Here is a 20530-nt window from a genome sequence, read left to right as displayed (position 1 = left end):
ATCATCTTCTGGTGCACTCCACGTCGTCACACACACGGCTTGGCCGATGCGTCATAGACCACTCGATGCTACAATCCATGGCGATTTATGTCCCCTGGCCCATCATATGCTGTTGCAACAGGAAGCCTCATGACTTCGAGTTCATCGGATACTCCCTCCAACGCAGCGTCGGATCGCGCTTCGCTGAGCTACAAGGATGCCGGCGTAGATATCACCGCCGGCAATGCCCTGGTCGAACGCATCAAGGGCGTCGCCAAGCGTACCACGCGTCCCGAGGTCCTGGGGGGACTGGGTGGTTTCGGTGCCTTGTGCGAGTTGCCCGCCGGCTATCGTGAACCCGTATTGGTTTCCGGTACCGATGGCGTCGGTACCAAGCTTCGTCTGGCCATGGATCTCGACAAGCATGACACTATCGGCATCGACCTGGTCGCCATGTGCGTCAATGACCTGATTGTTGCTGGCGCAGAACCGTTGCTGTTTCTTGATTACTATGCCACAGGCAAGCTGGATGTGGACATTGCTGCCGATGTCGTGACAGGGATCGGTGAAGGTTGCTCTCGGGCCGGCTGTGCCCTGGTCGGCGGTGAAACCGCCGAGATGCCCGGCATGTACGAGGGGAATGATTATGACCTGGCGGGCTTCTGTGTCGGAGTGGTCGAAAAATCGCGGATCCTTGATGGCCAACGTGTCGCCGAAGGCGATGTCATCCTCGGTCTGGCGTCGTCGGGACCGCACTCCAATGGCTACTCGCTGATCCGCAAGATCCTCGAAACAGGCGACTCGCCACTGGATGAGGACGTGGATGGCCAACCGTTGCGGACCGCGTTGCTCGAACCGACCCGAGTCTATGTCAAACCGTTGCTCTCTCTGTTGCGTGAGAGTGATGTCGATGTCCACGCCCTGTCACACATTACCGGTGGTGGCTTGCTGGAAAACCTGCCCCGAGTTCTCCCGGAATCCTTGTCTGCCAGCATTGATATTCAGTCATGGCAACGTCCGGCCGTCTTCGATTGGCTTCAACGCCAGGGCAATGTCGACACGCAGGAGATGTACCGCGTTTTCAATTGCGGGATTGGCATGGTCGTCGTCGTACCGGGTGAGCAAGCCGACCAGGCACAGGCCCATCTTGAGGCCCAGGGTGAAAGCGTTCATCGGATCGGCACAATCATCGCGCGGCAGAATGACGACGAACAAGTCCGACTGGAGAATTTCAACTCATGAGTGATGCAAGTAACACTGGCGATGATAATACCTTTCAAGCGGAACCCGCAGAACCTCCGCGTGTTGTCGTGCTGATCTCCGGTAATGGAAGCAACCTGCAAGCCCTTATCGACGCCCAGTCCTACGATGAACTGGGAGGGGAAATCGTCGCTGTGGTTTCCAATAAAGCCGATGCCTATGGACTCAAGCGAGCCCGAGACGCGGGGATCGAAGCCGTGGCGTTGCCTCATCAAGAATACGAAAGCCGAGAAGCCTACGATGGTGCGCTGATCAAGGTCATCGAACGACACGAGCCCGACTTGATCGCCCTGGCCGGGTTCATGCGTATCCTCACCCCGATTTTCGTGCAACGCTTCTTCGGTCGTCTATTGAATATCCATCCCTCGTTGTTGCCGGCGTATCAGGGGCTGAATACCCATGCCAGGGCCCTGGCTGACGGCGCCCGGGAGCACGGTGCCAGCGTACATTTCGTCACGGAAGAACTGGATGGCGGCCCCGTCGCTCTACAAGCCGTGGTCAACATCGCCGCCGACGATACCGAGGCCACCCTCAAGGAAAAAGTGCAAGCCCGCGAACACCTGATCTACCCGATCGCCGTTCGATGGTTCCTTGAAGGACGTCTGCAGCTTGTCGGCGATGACGTGACGTTCGATGACACGCCTTTGCCGCCGACCGGGTTGCGACTCTCCCATGCCGACGCTGCCGAAGAACTCGACGAGAACGACGCGACCTGAATCCCGCTTACTGGCCCGATGACGGGCTGGGCCTGGCTCGATCGAACTGCTCCCTGACGGCAGCCAAACGTTCAGCGGCATGTTCCGACAATGGGCCGCTGGCAGCGAGCACATGCTCGATATGGGCCAGATCGGCGTCGATTTCCGCATTACTGGCGTCCGTCAACATTGCAGGTAATGCATCCAGGGCCGCCTTGCGATCCATTCTCAGGATAAAGAATTGATCACGCACCAAGGCCTTGAAGGCAGCAAGATCGAGCTCACCCTTGAACTCCTCACGCGAGGCCTTGAGCCGTTGGAAATTGCGTTCATCGGTTGCCGGCGCGCCCCCCAGTATGTAAATCAACGCGCGCAATACCGCTTCCAAACTGCCGCCCTCCTCGATGCGCTCGGTCAGCTCTGACTTACGCGCGGCAATAAAGCGTCGATGTTCTGGTTCGATACCGGGACGACGACTCAACGGCTCGGCGGTTGCTCCCAACCCCACCATGGTCTGCAACCAGGGCTGTCCGTAAAGTTGCATGAAGAGGGTTTCGGTCATTTGGTCTCGCTGACGTCGATATGCATCGAGTGACGCAGCGATCTGATCCGAAACCATCCCTTCCAGGATCCGCCAGGTATTATCTGACGCGATGACATGACGTTCCCGCTTGACGATCTCGGCCATGACCGGCACCGGCACCATCAAGGGATTACGGTCGGAGAACAGCTTGTAACCCAGTCTGATGGGATGCATGCGCCGAATCCAACGCGCCGCCGACGGTGTCATGATGGCTTGCATCCACGGCTGCACCATCATCTGATAGATACCCAGATTAATCTGCGATACCCGTTCCACAGTCGCGAAACGGCGCTCATCCTCGTCGATGGGCATGACGATTTCCTCAACGTCTTCCAGCGTACGTGGAGAAAATTCGAGCAGATAATCACCATCGATGTGCGCCGACTCTCTGGCCCCCTGTGCCGCTTTCTCGGTCACCTGGGTCTCATACAACCCGGGCGGCAATACATCGATATAATCCATGTTAGCCGTGAATTCAGCATGCTCCTTGCGGGACACATTGCCCGATACGAAAATGCCCAGGTGACCGGTACTGTCATGCACACAGTAAACGATGGTCTGCTCGTGCGCCTGGATATCATCGACATCGGCATACAGGTCACGAATCCATCCCAATGCCTGAGGCGGCGGCGTAATGTCATCACCTTGGGAACAGAACACCACGATCGGTGAGCGCACATTACGCAGATCTATCCGCCGCCCGTCCCGTGTCGTCAACTTGGCGCAACTCAGACGATTCCCGACGAACAGGTTATCAACGATATACTGGATCTCTTCACCGCCCAGGACGACGTGGCCGCCCCACCAACGTTCGAAATTCAGGTAACGCTCTGCCTCCTCGTCGACATTGGCATACAACCGATACTGTTTTGTCCAGAGTGTATTGGCCGGATTGAGCTTCTCGAAGTTCTGAACCAACCACGCGCCATCGAATAAACCGGCCCCCAGATCACTGGCGAACGCCGTCAACCAGCTACCACCGGTCATGCCGGCACTGTAGCGCATGGGGGCCTTGCCGCGCTCTCCCGCCCAGTATGACAGGGGCGCACCGGCAATCAGGATGGGGCCGAAACACTCCGGCTCCAGAGCCGCCGCCATCATCAACTGCCAGCCCGCCTGACAATTACCGACCACCATGGGTTTCTCGGAAATATGGGAGTGGCGAGTATTGATCTCGCGCAGGAAGGCAATCTCGGCATCAGCGACGTCTTCCACCGTTTGCCCCTGTACCGGGAATGGCAGAAACCCGATGAAATAGCACGGATGGCCAGCCCGCAACGCGACCCCGATCTCGCTATCGGGCTTGAATCCACCAATGCCCGGACCGTGTCCCGCCCGGGGATCGACAACGACAAACGGCCGCATATCGGGATCGATTTCGACACCCTCAGGCGGCTGAATACGCAGCAGTTCGTAGTTCACGGGACGTGGCAATTCCCGTCCATCCATCAGAATCTCGGCGTCAAAACCCAGCACATTGGGCTTGGTCTGCTCCATATGCTCGAGATACTGATTGCCGCGCTGGCGCATGACATCCAGGAAAAGTACCTGTCGCTCGATACTGTCGCGCCAGTAGTCCAACGCAGCGCGCCCCAAGCCCAGCGGATCGTAGAAACTCAATGCCGTGTTCGCCAGGGAATGATAAGCCGATAGCATGATGTCATCTCCAGTACATCGATAACGATTTCTCAGTTGATGAGAAACGACCGATTGCTGCATCGCAAAATACAGCCTAGCGCGAAACCCTGGAAACTGTCATGCACAATAAAGGCTTCAATGGTGAGTATATCGATCAATCGATCTCGATCAGAACCTCTCCCGGCGTCACACGATCGCCGCGGACGACATGAATGGCTCGGACGACACCGCTCTGTCGAGCATGCACCTCCGTTTCCATTTTCATCGCTTCGGTGATCAATACGGGTTGGCCTGCTTCCACCAAGTCCCCCTCGACCACCAGCACATCGACAATATTTCCCGGCATGGCCGTCGTGACATGGCCCGGTGACGAGGCCTGTGCACGACCGCTCGCTTGCGGGTCGGGGCGATAGCTGTCCCGGGGTTCGAACACCACGGATTCAGGCATCCCATCCAGTGTCAGGTAGACCTGACGCTTGCCACTGGTATTGCTACCCACCCCCGTGATCTGCACCTCATAGGATTCTCCGTGAACGTCAATAACGAACTCGGTGGGCGTTCCTTCGGTCATGGGGCGCTGGCTTTGCTGTGGCGGCGACAAGAGTTCCGGCATCAAGGTGCCATCACGTCGTCCGACGAGGAAATCCCGCCCGATATCGGGAAACATGGCGTACGTCAGGACGTCATCCTCGTTTTTCGCCAGATCCCCGATATCTTCGGTAAGACGTGGCATCTCGGAGTCCATATGATCTGCGGGACGTCCCTCCTCGACCAACTGATTGCCGATGGCACGATGCCGGATCGCCTCATCGACAGGTGCCGGAGGCTGTCCGTATCCGCCTGACAAGTAGCGTTTGACTTCATTGGTGATCGACTTGTAACGACTGCCCATCAGCACATTGATGACGGCTTGCGAGCCGACGATCTGGGACGTTGGTGTCACCAGCGGCGGGTAACCCAACTCTGCACGTACACGAGGAATCTCTTCGAAGACATCCTGGATCCGAGACAGCGCATTCTGTTCCTTCAGTTGATGGGCCAGGTTGGACATCATGCCCCCGGGGATCTGATTGAGCTGCACCGAGATATTTTCCTGCGTGTACTCGCTTTCGAACGCCGCATATTTTCGACGCACGTCGCGCAGCTTATCACCCACCTTCTGGATCGATTCCAGATCCAATCCAGTGTCGTACTGCGTTCCCTGGAAGGCGGCTACCATGGTTTCCGTAGCGGGATGGCTGGTACCGCCGGCGAAGGCTGCACTGCAGGTATCGATGTACCGACAACCGGCTTCAACCGCCTTGAGATGACACTGTGATGCCAGCCCCGATGTAGCATGAGCGTGCAAGTGAACCGGAACATCCACTGCCTCGATCAGAGCCCCCATCAGGTCATAGGTCGCATAAGGTGTCAGTAACCCCGCCATATCCTTGATGGCGATGGAATCGGCCCCCATCTCGACGAGTCGCTTGGCATCGGCGACATACATGTCGAGGTCATGTACCGGACTCACGGTGTAACAGAGCGTACCCTGGGCATGTTTTCCCACCGACTTGACCGCCCCTATTGCCGTCTCCAGGTTCCGCAGATCATTGAGGGCGTCGAATATCCGGAAGATGTCGATCCCCCCCTCCGCCGCTCGGGCAACGAAACGGGTCACCACATCATCGGCATAGTGTCGATATCCCACGAGATTCTGCCCGCGCAACAGCATCTGCAACGGTGTATGCGGTAACGCTGCCTTGAGTCGATGCAAACGCTCCCAGGGGTCTTCTTTGAGAAAACGAACACAGGCATCGAAAGTGGCTCCCCCCCAGACTTCCAGGGAGTGGAACCCGATGGCATCCAGGTCACTGCATACCGGTAGCATGTCATCAGTACGCAGCCGCGTGGCAATCAGTGATTGATGGCCATCACGAAGTACCACATCGGTCACATGAACACGGGAGGCCGATGTCTCGCTCATGATGCTCTCCTTATAACCCGGCATGCGCTGCGATGGCCGCAGCGATCGCCAATGCCGCTTCCTCGGGGTTGCGTTTGACCGAGTAATTCAACAGTTCAGGGTGCGCAGCGACAAAGCCTGTATCGAAGCTGCCACGCCGAAACTGAGGATGACGAAGAATCTCTTCGTAAAAGGGTGCCGTGGTCTTGATCCCTTGTAACCGCATGTCATTTAGCGCACGGATGCCTCGGTCGAGCGTCTCTTCCCAACTCATACCCCACACGATCAGTTTCAAGCACAAGGCATCGAAATAGGGAGGAATCTGATAGCCGGTATAGATCGCCGTATCGGTGCGTACTCCCGGACCACCAGGTGCATAGTACCGTGTAACGCGTCCGAAAGAAGGCAGAAAATCATTACGTGGATCTTCCGCATTGATCCGAAACTGAATCGCATGCCCATGATGGCGGACATCTTCCTGACGAAACGAAAGCTTCAGGCCTGCGGCAATACGAATCTGTTCGCGCACGATATCCATGCCGGTGATGGCTTCCGTGATCGTGTGCTCGACCTGAATCCGCGTATTCATCTCCATGAAATAGATCTCGTTGCCCTTGACCAGGAACTCGACCGTACCGGCATTTTCGTATCCCACGGTTTTTGCGGCCCTGACCGCCAATTCACCGACATAAGCACGTTGCTCCGGCGTCAGATGTGGGCTCGGTGCCACTTCCATCAATTTCTGATTGCGGCGCTGGATCGAACAATCACGTTCGAACAGATGAATGACGCCACCATGCCGGTCCGCCATGACCTGCACTTCAATGTGGTGGGAATCATCAATGCATTTCTCGAGAAACACCTCGGCCGATCCGAACGCCTTGCTGGCCTCGGATAGCACACGATGCCAGGCCTGCTCCAACTGTTCCGGATCATTGCAACGGCGGATCCCGAGCCCACCGCCCCCCGACGTCGCCTTGAACATGACGGGATAGCCAATCTTGCCGGCAAGCCGACGCGCCTCATCAAGATCCGGCACCTTGCCATCAGAGCCTGGCGTTACGGGCACGCCGGCCTGTCGCATCGCCTGACGCGCCGAGGTCTTGTCACTCATGCGTGCCATGACGTCAGCATTGGGGCCAATGAAGACGATGCCGGTTTCAGTACATACACGGGCCAGTTCGGCATTCTCCGCCAACAGGCCATAGCCGGGATGAATGGCATCGCACCCCGTCTCACGGGCCAGATCGACCAGGCGACGTACGTCAAGGTAACCGGCCAAAGGGTCGTCACCGACATAATACGCTTCGTCAGCACGTTTGACGTGCAATCCGAATCGATCGGGTTCAGTGTAAACCGCTACCGATCGAATCCCCATTTCCGCACAGGCACGGCCGATACGTACAGCAATTTCACCACGATTGGCAATCAGGAGTTTACGGAACACGATAGTCTCTCCGGGGTTGCGTCCAGCGCGGGCATACGAAACACTCGGGGGTAATGGCGTGCCAGCGGACGCACTAGATGTATTACGCTACCCGCCCAGGCACGAATAGAAAAATTGATATTTTTTTGCCAACCTATAAGTATCAACTTATAACTAGCGGATGCATTGATGACACGCCCCAGTCTGCTCAACCGCTTGACCTTTCGCCAGCTTCAGGTCTTTCAGGCCGTCCATCGTCAGCAATCGTATTCGCGTGCTGCGGAGCAGCTCGGTCTTACACAGCCCGCCGTCAGTGCGCAGATTCGCCAGCTGGAGCAAGCTCTCGAGCAACCGTTGTTCAAGTACGCCGGCAAGACACTGCATGTCCTCCCGGCCGCCGATGCGCTGGCCGCTTCCGTGCAATCCATCTTTGGTCAAGTCTCCAGCCTGCAGATGGAACTCTCCGAACTGGCCGGCACCATTCGTGGTGAATTGAACCTGGCGGCCGTCTCGACGGCTCAGTACGTCGTACCCCATATTCTGGCACGCTTTCGAGCCCGCTATCCGGAAGTCCAGATTCGCCTCAGAGTCTGCAATCGGGGACAGGCGCTGGAGCGACTAGCCGAGCGCCGTGACGACCTTGTGATCATGGGCATGGTACCCGAAGATCCCAATCTTTCCTTCATGCCGATCCTCGATAACGAAATGATCCCGGTGGTCTGGCCGGGCCACCCGCTATTGAACGAGGAGCGGCCGACGCTTGATGACTTTGCCCGACATTATGTACTGATGCGGGAACCCGGCTCGGGAACGCGTACGGCCTTCGAGGAATTTGCTGCACGTGAACGGGTTTCCCTGTCCCACACGATTGAACTGGGTACCAATGAAGCCATCAAACAAGGCGTCATGGCACATCTCGGCGTCGCGGTTCTGCCACGACTTTCCGTACAGCTGGAACTGGCTTCGGGCCTGCTGGCATCACCCTCGCTGCCCGGATTTCCCTTACGCCGCTCCTGGTGCACGGTGTATCCCAAGGATCGCCATCCTTCACCGGTCACCGAGCTCTTTTTACGTTTCGTGAGGGAGTTGCTTCCGGAACTCAACCGGCACTTCCAGTCTCCCCTGGAGCCGATGCCGGGTCACGGCGTCGTGTGCCTACCGGTGGCGGAGAATACCAAACTATAGACCGGATCCGGACAGACAGTTTTCAGCGTCCGGATCCAGTAGTGGTGGGGGTGGGTCGTTAACGGACCGCTTATTTCACTTCGACGCCGTGCGCCTGCTTGTCGGCATGATACGAGGATCGTACCAACGGTCCGGACGCAACATGGGTAAAGCCCATGGCCTTGCCCTGTTCGGCAAACCAGTCGAAGGTATCGGGATGCACCCAACGGTCGACCGGTAAGTGATCACGAGATGGCTGCATGTACTGTCCCAGTGTCAACATATCGACATCGTGCTCACGCAAATCTCGCATCACCTCGATGACCTGCTCGTCGGTTTCTCCGACCCCCAGCATCAGACCGGACTTGGTCAGGATATCGGGGCGACGCTCCTTGTAAAGCTTCAGCAGATCCAGGGACCACTGGTAATCCGCCCCCGGACGCACCTTGCGATACAGCGCTGGAACGGTCTCCAGGTTATGGTTGAAAACATCCGGCGGTGTCTGCTCGAATGCATCCAACGCTACATTCATGCGTCCCCGGAAATCAGGTACCAGCACTTCAACCTCGATATCGGGGCTGTCATTGCGGATTTCACGAATGCAGTCAGCGAAATGCTGGGCTCCTCCGTCACGCAAGTCGTCACGATCAACCGAAGTGACAACGACATAGTTCAGGCGCATTTCGGCAATCGCTTCCGCCAGCTCTCGAGGCTCCTTTTCATTGAGGGCGTTGGGACGACCATGGGCCACGTCGCAGAAGGGGCACCGTCGCGTACAGATGTCTCCCATGATCATGAAGGTAGCGGTGCCACCATTGAAGCACTCTCCCAGATTGGGACAGGATGCCTCCTCGCATACCGTATACAGACCATGCTTACGCAGCGTCTGCTTGATGCGAGTGACCTCCTGAGAAACCGGCATCCTGACCTTGAGCCACTCGGGTTTTTTGGGAATGGTCTCGGTGGGTATCACCTTGACCGGGATACGCGCTACCTTTTCAGCGCCGCGCAACTTCACGCCACGCTCGACACGGCCTTTCTTGGCAGCAGCGGCCTTGCTCTGTGAAGCGGCGATAGTGTCGGTCATGATCGTTATCCTGCTGTTCGAATACGTGAGAGAAACTAGGCAGTCGCCGACTCATTGGCTATGAGTGCAGGCGGCATACCTGACTGATTCAGTGCATTACAGCCCAAACGAGATGCCAGACAACGCACCAGGCGTGCCGTCTCGACATGACGATCAAGCGTCTTTGTTGTCAGCTCGGCCATTTGGGTCATGGCCTGGCCAGCATAGCCACATGGGTTGATTCGCGAAAATGGCGATAAATCCATATCCAGATTGATGGCAATGCCATGGAAACTACAGCCGCGGCGTATACGCAACCCCAGCGACGCGATCTTGGCCTCATCAACGTATACGCCCGGGGCATCCGGCCTGGCTCGGGCGGCAATCCCATGCTCGGCCAGTGCATCGACAACGGCATTTTCCAATGCATCCACCAGCACTCGTACCCCAAGCCCGGCCCGCCTGACATCCAGCAGCGGATACATCACCAATTGACCTGGACCGTGATATGTCACCTGGCCACCACGATCCGTTTCGACAACGGGAATCTCGCCAGGTAGAAGCAAATGCTCCGCTTTTCCTGTCTGGCCCTGAGTAAAGACCGGCTCGTGCTCCACGACCCATAATTGATCACGCTCTCGAACCCCACGAGAATCCGTATATTCACGCATGGCCCGCCAGACCGGGCCATAAGGTTGTCGCCCTAGATGATAGACGTCGAGTTCCGTGTCACTTGTCATCTACAGTACCATGTGGACACGACCGGTTGCCTTGAGATCGGCGAAAAGCGCCTGTAGTTGCTCATTGCCGGTCGCCGTGATGGTAACCCGCAACGACTGGAATCGGCCATTGCGGCTATCGACAATCTGGACCTGACGTCGATCGAACTCGGGCGCATGGTATTCGACAATGGCGATCATCTCATCATGAAAGCCATCGTCGGCATCCCCTACGATCTTCAATGGATAGCGGCAAGGAAACTCGATCTTGGGGCGCTCTCCCGCATCGCCTGATGGTTTACGGAGATCACGCAATGACGAATCACTCATGAGTGTCTACTCGATAATCTCTATTTCCGAGTATTCTACTCAACCTAACGGCAACTACCAAACTAACGTCGAATGGCAGGAGGATAGGTAAACGCCACACCTTCTGCCACGCTTCTGCTCATCCCCATGGAAGCAAACCGAGCCATCAATCGAAGAACCCGGTGACGAAACGCTTGATGATATCCATCATCCGTTTGAAGAAGCTCCCTTCATCAAGGTCCTCAAGGGCGACCAAGGGCACCTCCTTGACCACTTCATCGGCAAGGGTGATTTCCAGCGTACCGATACGATCCCCTTGAGCGACCGGAACATCGATCGATTCCGGCATATTCAGGCTGGCTGACAACTCATCATTACTCCCGCGCGGCAGCGTCAAACGCACTTCCTCATCAACGCCAACGCTCAAGTGATCCGCTTCACCTCCCCAGACACGAGGGGAATCCAGCTCTTCACCGGCATCATAGAGGGTCGTCGTCTCGAAGAAACGGAAGCCATAGCTCATCAGGCGCTGAGTCTCTTCAGCACGAGCGTTCTCGGATTCCGTCCCCATGACGACAGAGATCAAACGCATGTCATCACGTTCCGCCGATGCCACCAGGCAGTATCCTGCGGCTTCGGTATGCCCGGTTTTCAAGCCATCGTAACTGGAATCACGCCACAGGAGACGGTTACGGTTCGACTGGCGGATATCGTTGTAAGTGAATTCGCGTTCGGCATAGATAGCGTAATGCTCCGGATAGTCCTCGATGATGTGTCGGGAAAGCTTGGCCAAATCACGGGCCGAGGAGTAGTGATCCGGATCCGGCAGGCCTGTCGAATTAACGAAATGGGTATTGTCCATATCAAGACGCTCGGCCTGCTGATTCATCAGGTCGGCAAATGAGGACTCACTACCGGCAATATGTTCAGCCACCGCAACGCTGGCGTCATTCCCCGAGGCGATGATGATGCCTCTCAACAACTCTTCCAGCGCTACATTGCTTCCTTCCTGGATGAACATCCGTGAGCCCCCTGTACGCCAGGCGTTTTCACTGACACTGACCTGATCGTCCAGGCTGAGGTTGCCTTGATTGAGTTCATGCTCGACCAGATAGGCCGTCATCAACTTCGTCAAGCTCGCCGGCGGCAAGGCCTCATCCGCATTGTGCTCAACCAGCACTTCACCGGTATCCGCATCCATCAGCAACCAGGATGTCGCATTCAACTCAGGAGGCGCCGGAATCAGCGCCTGCGCCCCGGGGACTTCCTGAGAGGACGCTGTTACCGGAGACAGCACAAGGCAGATCAACGACAGGAAAAGGACTAGACGACGCAGGCCCATGGATGGCAATGACTCTCTCATGACAGCATTTCTCGTGATGACGAAGGAATGAGTGGTTATTGGATGCACGCGTGCAGACAATTTTTATATCCCGGCTTCAGTGCCGTGACGGTTGATACGAGACAGCATGAAATCATATCAGTGCTGAGTACGTACCACCACGGTCTGCTCAATGCCCGTTTGGCGAAGTCGTTCGCGAATCGGTTCAATGTCCTCTTCGTTGCCGAGAGGTCCGACTTGAACGCGATGAATCCCGCTGTCGCTGGCGACCCGTACAGGCTGCTCCAGCGCCTCCTGCAGGCGGGATTGCATGGACCGGGCATTGCTGGAGGAGCCCAACGCCGCGACCTGCAGAAAGACGTGCTGGCTGTTGACATCATTGTCATTGCGAGCAGGTTCATCACTTTCCTGCTTGTCCTCGACCGCCATGATCCGGGCGGCACGCCGAGCACTCTCGCCAACCTCTCCCGAAGGTTCCATATCGACGGCCTCGGAGAAGGTCGAGTCTCTTCCTTGACTGGAGTCGGCCGAAGCTACTCGCTGCTCACGGTCATCGACACGTTCAGCAAGTTGTCCGGACGAACCATGCTCTCGTTGCCACTGTCTCGGATCGATCACCTCGACACGAACACGTCCCGTTCCCTCACCGAGAATTTCCAGCCGTGCCGCCGCCGCATAGGAAAGATCGATTTCTCGATCATCATGAAAAGGACCACGGTCATTGACCTTGACGATCACCGAGCGACCATTGTCCACATTCGTCACCCTGGCATAGGAAGGCAATGGCAATGACTTGTGAGCGGCGGTCATCTTGTACATATCATAGATTTCGCCATTGGACGTGGTGTACCCATGGAATTTTTCACCATACCAGGAGGCCGTCCCCCGGTTCTCGTATCCCTGCGCATCATCGAGCACGTAATACTGCTTCCCCAGTACCTCATAAGGCGTCGTATTACCCCGTCGGGAACGCGGCTCCACCCGGGGCTCGGCATTCGGCACATCCGACACGTCCGGGGGCAGATCGGGGTAGGCATCCTCGCTTCTGGAATAGCGTCCTGTCGCCGTATCGGGAGCATCTGTCGACGTCTGCCCACGCGAGTCACTCCGAGGAGAGTCCGTATCACTACCGGAACTCGCACACCCTGCCAACAACGATATCAGGGCAAGGCAGCTCGCGATCGAGCGAGCGTAACGGCTCATCGTCATTCCATTCATCAGGACTCCTTCCCTTTCTCACGAATGGCGTCGGCCAACTCGGTAACGGCCATGGCGTAAAGATGACTGTGGTTGTAACGGGTGATCACATAAAAATTACGGTGTCCCAACCGATAGGTGTACCGAACGCCGTCTTCAGTGCCATGATCGAGAGCAACAGGAATCACACGGGTTGCCCCATCTAGCATGCCTTCCGGTTCGATGCCCTGAGATGCGAGGTCCTCTAGCGATGCATAGGGTGGCTGAGTCGCGTTGAACTCGATACCACGGGGACGGGAGGACGGTCCCGTCGCCCGGGTCGTCACGGGTTCACCCTGGCGCCACCCATGTTCGGCGAAATAATTTCCGACACTGCCAATGGCATCGACCGGGTTTCGCCAGAGATCTCTTTCACCGTCACTATCGAAATCGACAGCATAGGCACGGTAGCTGGTCGGGATGAACTGTGGGTACCCCATAGCGCCGGCATAGGAACCTTTCGGCTGTCGCGGATCAACGGATTCACGATGGGTGATCTGTAAAAAAGCCGCCAGCTCACTTCGGAAAAAGTCGCCACGTGTGGGATGCGCGAAAGCTAGTGTGGCAAGCGAATCCAGAACGCGATGCTCCCCCTTGTGTCGGCCATAAGCGGTTTCCACACCGATAATGGCCGACACGATTTCGCGCGCCACGCCATATTCGGCCTCCACCCGTTCGAAGGCCTCTTGATGAGCTTCGATGAATGCCACACCACGGTCAATCCGCTGATCGGTCAGAAAGATATCCCGGTATTCATCCCAGCGCAGGCGCTTTTCAGCAGCAGAATCCATGGCATCAAGCACCCGTTGTTCGAACCTGGCATCACGCATGGCTGACTCGAGCCAGGCCCGATCCCCTCCTTTTTCCGTCAGTTCGTCGACAAATGCCGCTGTTTCGGTATTCTCACTCGGATCGAACTGCGTGGCGCCGACAGACAGGGAAAATGTCATGGCAAGGCCGACTATCAGGCACGCACCTCCATGGATGACATGTCGGGTCACTCCCTGATCGCTACACACTGTCATCGGGTTGGTTTCTCCATTGGCTGACCGACGTCTACTATCGAGGCAATAAGCGACGATGGGAATGAACGGACATGAGAATACCGAAACCGGCCAGCAAGGTCACGCTTGAGGTCCCTCCAAAACTGACCAACGGCAGCGGAACACCGACCACTGGCAACAAGCCGCTCACCATTCCCACGTTGACGAACACATAAATGAAGAATGTCAGGACAATACTGCCGCCCAGCAACCGTCCGAAGCTGTCCTGTGCATCATTGGCTAACCAAAGTCCTCGCAAGACGATCAGCAGATACAATGTCAGAACAGCGATCATTCCAGTGAGCCCGAACTCCTCACCCAGAACGGCGACGATGAAGTCGGTATGCCGCTCGGGCAGGAACTCAAGCTGTGATTGTGTACCTTCAAGCCACCCTTTACCCAGCACGCCGCCACTGCCGATAGCCGTCGTGGATTGGATGATATTCCAACCGGCTCCCAAGGGGTCGGTATCCGGGTTGAGAAACGTCAATACGCGCTGACGTTGGTAATTATGCATGTTGAGCCACAGGACCGGCAGTATTGCCGCTACCAATAGCGCAAACACACCGATGAAACGCCAGGTCAATCCCGCCAACAGAATAATGAAGACAGCCGAGCAGGCAACGAGCAGCGACGTACCCAAGTCCGGCTGACGCGCAATCATCACGATCGGTATTACCACCAACACTAACGAGACCAACAAATCCCGCCACCTGGGAGGCAGTTCCCGACGACTCAGGTAAGCCGCCAATACCAGAGGCATGGCGAGTTTCATCAACTCGGAAGGCTGAAAACGAACAACACCGGGAATCACCAGCCACCGCTGCGCCCCCATGCCCATATCCCCCATGATTTCTACGGCCAGCAGCATCAGCACCGTTGCGCCATAGACCAGGGGGGCCCATCGAAGCATCGTCGCCGGAGAGAATTGTGCAATGATGAACATGATGGCCAACGCAATCAGAAAGCGCGTCAGTTGTGCAATGACCGTATTCATGTTCTGCCCACTGGCACTGTAGAGCACGACCAGTCCCGCCCCCATAAGAATGAACAGCAACAGCAGCAACCAGGGATCGAGATGGAGTCGGCTCCACAGACTACTCTTGCGCGTCATTCTTTCCCGTCTGGCTGTCAGTTCCATCCTGTTCCTCACCCCTGAGTGTCGGGCATGGCATCTTCGTCACTGTCGGCTTCATCCAGCACCTCCTCCGGATCAAGCCCACTCTCTTCGGGATCCAATAGCCAGGCGTCAGTCATGGCGCGGGCCAGGTGAGCCGCATGTGTGCTGCCCCCGCCGGCATTCTCGACGATGACGGCTACCGCGATCTCAGGGTCCTCTACTGGGGCGAAGGCAATGAACAACGCATGATCCCGAAGCCGTTCTTCAAGCTCATCCGCTTCGTATTTTTCATCCTGGCCCAGCGAGAACACCTGAGAGGTCCCCGATTTTCCAGCCAGTCGGTACTCGAGGTCCTTGCCGATACGCCGGGCGGTTCCTTCACTTCCGGACACGACCTGCTCCATGCCGGTATATACCGTCTCCCACCAATCCTCGTTCTCCAGAACCAAGTCATCCTTGGTCCCCGGCTGTTCTACTTCGACCGTTTCATCCCCGATCTTTTGCGCGAGCCGAGGGCGAACCCACTCACCATGATTGGCCAATACCGCCGTGGCTGTCGCCAGTTGCAAGGGCGTCACCTGCCAATACCCCTGTCCGATACCCACCGATAACGTTTCTCCCGGATACCAGGCATCACCAAAGCGTTCACGCTTCCACTCACGTGACGGCATGATCCCGCTACTGCCTCCTTGAATATCCAGGCCCACTCGCTCACCAAACCCGAAGCGATGCATATAGTCGGAAATCGTGTCGATTCCCATTTCATTGGCCAGGTTATAAAAATAGGTGTTATTGGAAACGGTGATGGCACGCTTCATGTCGACCTTGCCGTGTCCCCACCGCAACCAGTTGCGATAGCGGCGGGAATCATTGGGCAGTTGGAAATAGCCCGGGTCATTGATGGTCTTGTCGGGAGTGATCTCGCCACTGGCCAGCCCCGCCATTGCCAGGAATGGCTTGACGGTCGACCCAGGCGGATAGGTGCCACGAATCGCACGATTGAAAAGCGGCAGGTCAATGTCTTCCTGTAATTCCTGGTAGGCCTTCTGGTCGATGCCGGTGACGAACAGATTGCTGTCGAATCCCGGTGCCGACGCCATCGCCAGAATGCCTCCCGTATCGGGCTCAATGGCGACGATCGCACCACGGCGCCCATCGAGCAGGTCATAAGCCAGAGCCTGCATGTCTTTGTCGAGGGTCAAGGTCAAATCAAGCCCCGGTTCAGGATCCGTGCGCCCCAGTTCACGTAATACCCGGCCACTGGCATTGGTTTCTACCTGGCGAACCCCCGCCTTGCCGTGCAACTCATCCTCGTAGAAACGCTCAACCCCGGTTTTACCGATGAAGTGCGTCCCTGCATAGTCATTACTATCCAGGGTTTCCAGCTCTTGTTTGTTGATGCGCCCGACGAACCCCAGGGCGTGTGACATGATTCTGGCATCGGGATAATGCCGTTGTAGCTGCCCTTCCACCTCGACGCCGGGCAGTCGATGACGGTTGATAGCCAGTTCGGCGATTTCTTCATCATCGAGACCGCTCATCAATAGCGCAGGTTGGTAAGGGCGTTGAGGCCGACGTGCACGCTCACGAAAGGCATCAGCCTCCTCCTCGGAAAGGTCCAGAATATCGACCAATAACGACAGCGTTTCATCAAGGTCATCGACACGCTCACGAACCAGCGTAAGGTTATACGTGGGTCGATTCTCGGCCAGCAATTCGCCATTACGATCATAGATCAACCCCCTGTTCGGCGTCAGAGGCTCGACCCGGACCCGATTTTTTTCAGACCGAGTGATAAACACATCATGCTGTACGACTTGTAGATAGAAAAGTCGCCCCATCAATAGCCCGGTAAGGAGAATGACAACCACGACGGCCAGCAGCGAACGGACACGAAAAATGTGAGCTTCATGCCGAGTATTCTTCAGGGTATGGGGTGGTTGTACCGCCGAACGGCGCTGATTACGCATGAAGCCTACCCGACGCCTTCATTGGCATCCCACACATTACAACTCTCTCTTGATCACGTTGGCATGACATCAGCGATGATATGGATGGCCCACCAGTAGCGTCCATGCCCGATAGATTTGCTCGGCAACCACCAAACGCACCAACGGATGCGGCAGTGTCAACGGCGATAGCGACCAATGCTGTTCGGATGCGGAGGAAAGCCCAGGGTCCAAGCCGTCAGGGCCACCGACGAGAAGCGCCACATCGCGACCATCAAGCCGCCATGCCTCGGCTTCGCGCGCCAAACGCTCGGTACTCCAGGTGTCACCGGTCACTTCCAGTGCGACGCACTTGTCATTGCCCCGCAATCGTTCACGTATACGCTCGGCTTCCAACGCCATGGCCCGCTTGGTGTCAGCATTCTTGCCACGGGCACCAGGCGGGATTTCATGAATTTCCAAAGCAAAATCACGTGGCAATCGCTTACGGTACTCCGCCACGCCTTGTTCAACCCATCCTGGCATGCGCGTCCCAACAGCAAGCAACTTAACCTTCACGCCTGTTCCCCGCGACGTACCTCATTGATATCACTAGGAAAGTCTGACCACAGGCGTTCCAGATCATACATTTCTCGCGTCTCGGCCTGCATCAAATGAACCACCAGATCGCCCAAGTCGACCAGCACCCATTCGGCACCAGCACGCCCTTCGACACCCAAGGGCTGGACGCCTTGCTGCTTGGCTCTTTCGACGACATTATCGGCCAGGGCCACCACATGCCTCGACGACGTACCACTGGCGACCAGCATCAAATCCGTCACACTGGTCAAACGTGAAACGTCCATAGAGACAATATCCTGCCCCTTGAGTTCTTCGACGGCCTCTGTCACCAGGGACTTGAGTGCATTGATATGCATAGCTCCTCGTGGTTGTGGGGATTCCTCAATCACCATTCTACTCCAGATTTATTCCCGATAGGCCCCCGACACCTCCAGATAGGAGGCAACGGCATCGGGTACCAGGTAACGAATGCTTTCACCTCGACGACACCGGGCACGAATATCGGTGGCGGAAATCGGCAACGCCGTGGATAGCGCCATACGCAGCACCCGCCCGGCCGGTGACGCCATTAATGCTTCAGGTGTCTCCACCATCCGCTCCCTTATCAAGTCAACCAGTTCGTGAGGCAATGCCCCCGTATGCCCCGGACGGTCGATGACAACCAGATTGGCCAATTCGAAAAGGCGCTCGGGACGGTGCCACTGTGCCAGCTTGAGAAAGGCATCGTGACCGACTGCCATGATGAGACAGGCACCGTCGCCATACGCTTCGCGCAAGCAGGCAAGCGTATCGACCGAATAGGAAGGCCCGTTACGGCTGAGTTCACGATCATCGGCTATGAGGCCCGGGGTATCACCGATCCCCAGACGCAGCATCTCCAATCGGGACTGCCCCGAGATCGCTGGATCGTTCCGATGAGGGGGGACATGCGCAGGAACCATATGCACATGATCAAGCATCAACGCTTCCCGCAACTCGACGGCACTACGCAAGTGTCCTATATGCACGGGATCATACGTTCCCCCGAACATGGCAACGCGAGTCGAGGCCGGTTTCGTCACTTGTCGGGATGCACCATCAAACACGGATATGGCCATCCCCCAATACGATATATTTGCGGGTCGTCAGACCTTCAAGGCCGACAGGGCCACGAGCATGCAGCTTGTCCGTGGAAATTCCAATTTCCGCTCCGAGCCCATATTCATTGCCATCCGCAAAACGGGTCGATGCATTGACCATGACGGAACTGGAATCGACCTCGGCCATGAAGCGGCGGGCCCGACCATAATTCTCGGTCACGATCGCATCGGTATGATGCGATCCATAGCGATCGATATGCGCCATTGCTTCTTCCATACCGTCGACGACACGTATCGACAGCACGGGCGCCAGATATTCGGCATACCAGTCACTGTCATTGGCGGCGACCAGTTCCGGCAGGATCTCGCGGGCACGCTCGCATCCGCGCAACTCGACACCGTACTCCGCATACGCGGCCACGAGCCGTGGTAACAACGCCTCGGCAACTGCCGCATCCAGCAGCAACGTCTCCATGGTATTGCAGGTGCCATAGCGATGCGTCTTGGCATTGACGGCAATCGCCAGTGCCTTGTCGAGATCTGCATCCGTATCGACATAGACATGGCAAACCCCATCCAGGTGTTTGATGACCGGGACCCGAGCCTCCTTGGAAATCCGCTCGATCAACGATTTACCGCCTCTGGGAATGATGACATCGACATAGGATGTCATCGCAATCAAGTGGCCAACGGCGGCACGATCCGTTGTCGCCACGATCTGTACCGCTGCCTCTGGCACCATTGCCTCACGCAAGCCGGCTCTGATACAGGCCGCGATCGCCGCATTACTCTCCCTGGCTTCCGAACCACCACGCAGAATGCAGGCATTGCCGGCCTTGAGACAGAGGCTGGCCGCTTCGACTGTCACATTCGGGCGAGATTCATAGATGATGCCGACAACACCGAGAGGAACACGCATCTGCCCTACCTGAATGCCACTGGGACGGGATCGTAATCCATCGATCTCGCCTACCGGATCGGGCAAGGCCGCCACTTGGTGTAACCCTTCGATCATGGCATCGATTCGCGCCTCATCGAGCGCCAACCGATCGAGTAGCGCTGCATCCAGACCGTTCTCGCGCCCCCGCTCGAGGTCGATACGGTTGGCCTCGAGCAGTTCAGTACGTGCCGAAGCCAGGTTGGCTGCCATGGCTTGAAGAGCGGTATTCTTGGTGCCACTGTCAAGACTGCGCATCACAGTGGCTGCCATGCGCGCCTGTTGACCCAACTGGTCCATATAAGCGCCAATATCGGTGATCGGCTCGACCACCTCGTCAACAGTGGAGCGGGAAGCGTGCGACAACATGCAGATTAACGTCTCCTCGATGAAATATGATATTCAGTATAATCGATGTGCGCAGGCGCATGACTCACCATAAGAACTGAAAGCTGTCGGATCCATAAAACGACAGACTC

The 20530-nt window shown here is 56.8% G+C and carries 18 protein-coding genes; 3 read left to right on the top strand and 15 right to left on the bottom strand.

All coding sequences use genetic code 11. The annotated features are described in order from the left end of the window. The first annotated feature begins 129 nt into the window (after window positions 1–129). Both purM and purN read left to right on the top strand, forming a co-directional pair. Window positions 130–1221, top strand: coding sequence for a phosphoribosylformylglycinamidine cyclo-ligase (gene purM, locus BLW01_RS10435; RefSeq protein WP_092569461.1), 1092 nt, complete (start codon window positions 130–132; stop codon window positions 1219–1221). After that, entirely contained in the window at window positions 1218–1955 is a 738-nt protein-coding gene (purN, locus tag BLW01_RS10430) for a phosphoribosylglycinamide formyltransferase (protein WP_092569460.1), read from the top strand. The genes purM and purN overlap by 4 nt, the downstream gene beginning before the upstream one ends. Before the next feature lie 7 nt (window positions 1956–1962). Here the strand turns inward: purN and BLW01_RS10425 are convergent, their stop codons facing one another. The 3 genes from BLW01_RS10425 to BLW01_RS10415 form a co-directional block, all read right to left on the bottom strand. Beyond that, a complete protein-coding gene (locus tag BLW01_RS10425) occupies window positions 1963–4173 on the bottom strand; it encodes a DUF3141 domain-containing protein (protein WP_092569459.1) in 2211 nt (736 codons plus the stop codon). 136 nt (window positions 4174–4309) lie between these two features. After that, window positions 4310–6121: a sodium-extruding oxaloacetate decarboxylase subunit alpha gene (gene oadA / locus BLW01_RS10420; RefSeq protein WP_092569458.1), complete on the bottom strand. Its 1812-nt coding sequence runs from the start codon at window positions 6119–6121 to the stop codon at window positions 4310–4312. A 10-nt stretch (window positions 6122–6131) separates the two neighbouring features. Further along, entirely contained in the window at window positions 6132–7547 is a 1416-nt protein-coding gene (locus BLW01_RS10415; protein WP_092569457.1) for an acetyl-CoA carboxylase biotin carboxylase subunit, read from the bottom strand. A gap of 168 nt (window positions 7548–7715) precedes the next feature. Between BLW01_RS10415 and BLW01_RS10410 the strand changes: the two genes are divergently transcribed. After that, the gene (locus BLW01_RS10410) at window positions 7716–8711 is read left to right on the top strand and encodes a LysR family transcriptional regulator (protein WP_092569456.1); all 996 of its coding nucleotides are present in this window, start codon (window positions 7716–7718) and stop codon (window positions 8709–8711) included. Between the two features lie 70 nt (window positions 8712–8781). Here the strand turns inward: BLW01_RS10410 and lipA are convergent, their stop codons facing one another. From lipA to BLW01_RS10350, 12 genes are all read right to left on the bottom strand, one after another. Next, window positions 8782–9777, bottom strand: a complete 996-nt coding sequence (gene lipA / locus BLW01_RS10405) for a lipoyl synthase (protein WP_092569455.1) — start codon at window positions 9775–9777, stop codon at window positions 8782–8784. Between the two features lie 35 nt (window positions 9778–9812). Further along, a complete protein-coding gene (gene lipB, locus BLW01_RS10400; protein WP_092569454.1) occupies window positions 9813–10496 on the bottom strand; it encodes a lipoyl(octanoyl) transferase LipB in 684 nt (227 codons plus the stop codon). After that, a complete protein-coding gene (locus tag BLW01_RS10395; RefSeq protein ID WP_092569453.1) occupies window positions 10497–10805 on the bottom strand; it encodes an HP0495 family protein in 309 nt (102 codons plus the stop codon). It lies immediately after the preceding gene. A 145-nt stretch (window positions 10806–10950) separates the two neighbouring features. Beyond that, window positions 10951–12147 carry a D-alanyl-D-alanine carboxypeptidase family protein gene (locus tag BLW01_RS10390; protein WP_229806405.1) on the bottom strand — a complete coding sequence of 399 codons (1197 nt, stop codon included), beginning with the start codon at window positions 12145–12147 and terminating at the stop codon, window positions 10951–10953. Between the two features lie 117 nt (window positions 12148–12264). Then, on the bottom strand, window positions 12265–13344 hold the full coding sequence (locus BLW01_RS10385) for a septal ring lytic transglycosylase RlpA family protein (protein ID WP_092569451.1): 1080 nt from the start codon (window positions 13342–13344) through the stop codon (window positions 12265–12267). Then, window positions 13344–14387 carry a lytic murein transglycosylase B gene (mltB, locus tag BLW01_RS10380; protein WP_229806404.1) on the bottom strand — a complete coding sequence of 348 codons (1044 nt, stop codon included), beginning with the start codon at window positions 14385–14387 and terminating at the stop codon, window positions 13344–13346. Before mltB ends, BLW01_RS10385 begins: the two co-directional genes overlap by 1 nt. 34 nt (window positions 14388–14421) lie before the next feature. Then, window positions 14422–15519: a rod shape-determining protein RodA gene (gene rodA / locus BLW01_RS10375; protein ID WP_229806403.1), complete on the bottom strand. Its 1098-nt coding sequence runs from the start codon at window positions 15517–15519 to the stop codon at window positions 14422–14424. A 35-nt stretch (window positions 15520–15554) separates the two neighbouring features. Continuing rightward, window positions 15555–17495: a penicillin-binding protein 2 gene (gene mrdA / locus BLW01_RS10370; RefSeq protein ID WP_092569449.1), complete on the bottom strand. Its 1941-nt coding sequence runs from the start codon at window positions 17493–17495 to the stop codon at window positions 15555–15557. Between the two features lie 69 nt (window positions 17496–17564). After that, complete coding sequence (rlmH, locus tag BLW01_RS10365) at window positions 17565–18032, bottom strand: 23S rRNA (pseudouridine(1915)-N(3))-methyltransferase RlmH (RefSeq protein ID WP_092569448.1); 468 nt, start codon at window positions 18030–18032, stop codon at window positions 17565–17567. Further along, complete coding sequence (gene rsfS / locus BLW01_RS10360) at window positions 18029–18391, bottom strand: ribosome silencing factor (RefSeq protein ID WP_092569447.1); 363 nt, start codon at window positions 18389–18391, stop codon at window positions 18029–18031. Before rsfS ends, rlmH begins: the two co-directional genes overlap by 4 nt. A gap of 48 nt (window positions 18392–18439) precedes the next feature. Next, the gene (gene nadD, locus BLW01_RS10355; RefSeq protein WP_229806422.1) at window positions 18440–19066 is read right to left on the bottom strand and encodes a nicotinate-nucleotide adenylyltransferase; all 627 of its coding nucleotides are present in this window, start codon (window positions 19064–19066) and stop codon (window positions 18440–18442) included. A gap of 46 nt (window positions 19067–19112) precedes the next feature. Further along, window positions 19113–20420, bottom strand: coding sequence for a glutamate-5-semialdehyde dehydrogenase (locus BLW01_RS10350; protein ID WP_092569445.1), 1308 nt, complete (start codon window positions 20418–20420; stop codon window positions 19113–19115). Window positions 20421–20530: the final 110 nt, after the last annotated feature.

The organism is Aidingimonas halophila (genome assembly GCF_900106955.1).
Classification (GTDB): domain Bacteria; phylum Pseudomonadota; class Gammaproteobacteria; order Pseudomonadales; family Halomonadaceae; genus Aidingimonas; species Aidingimonas halophila.
The sequence above is the reverse complement of the archived record's forward strand: the minus strand, read 5'-3'. Positions and strand labels throughout refer to the sequence as shown.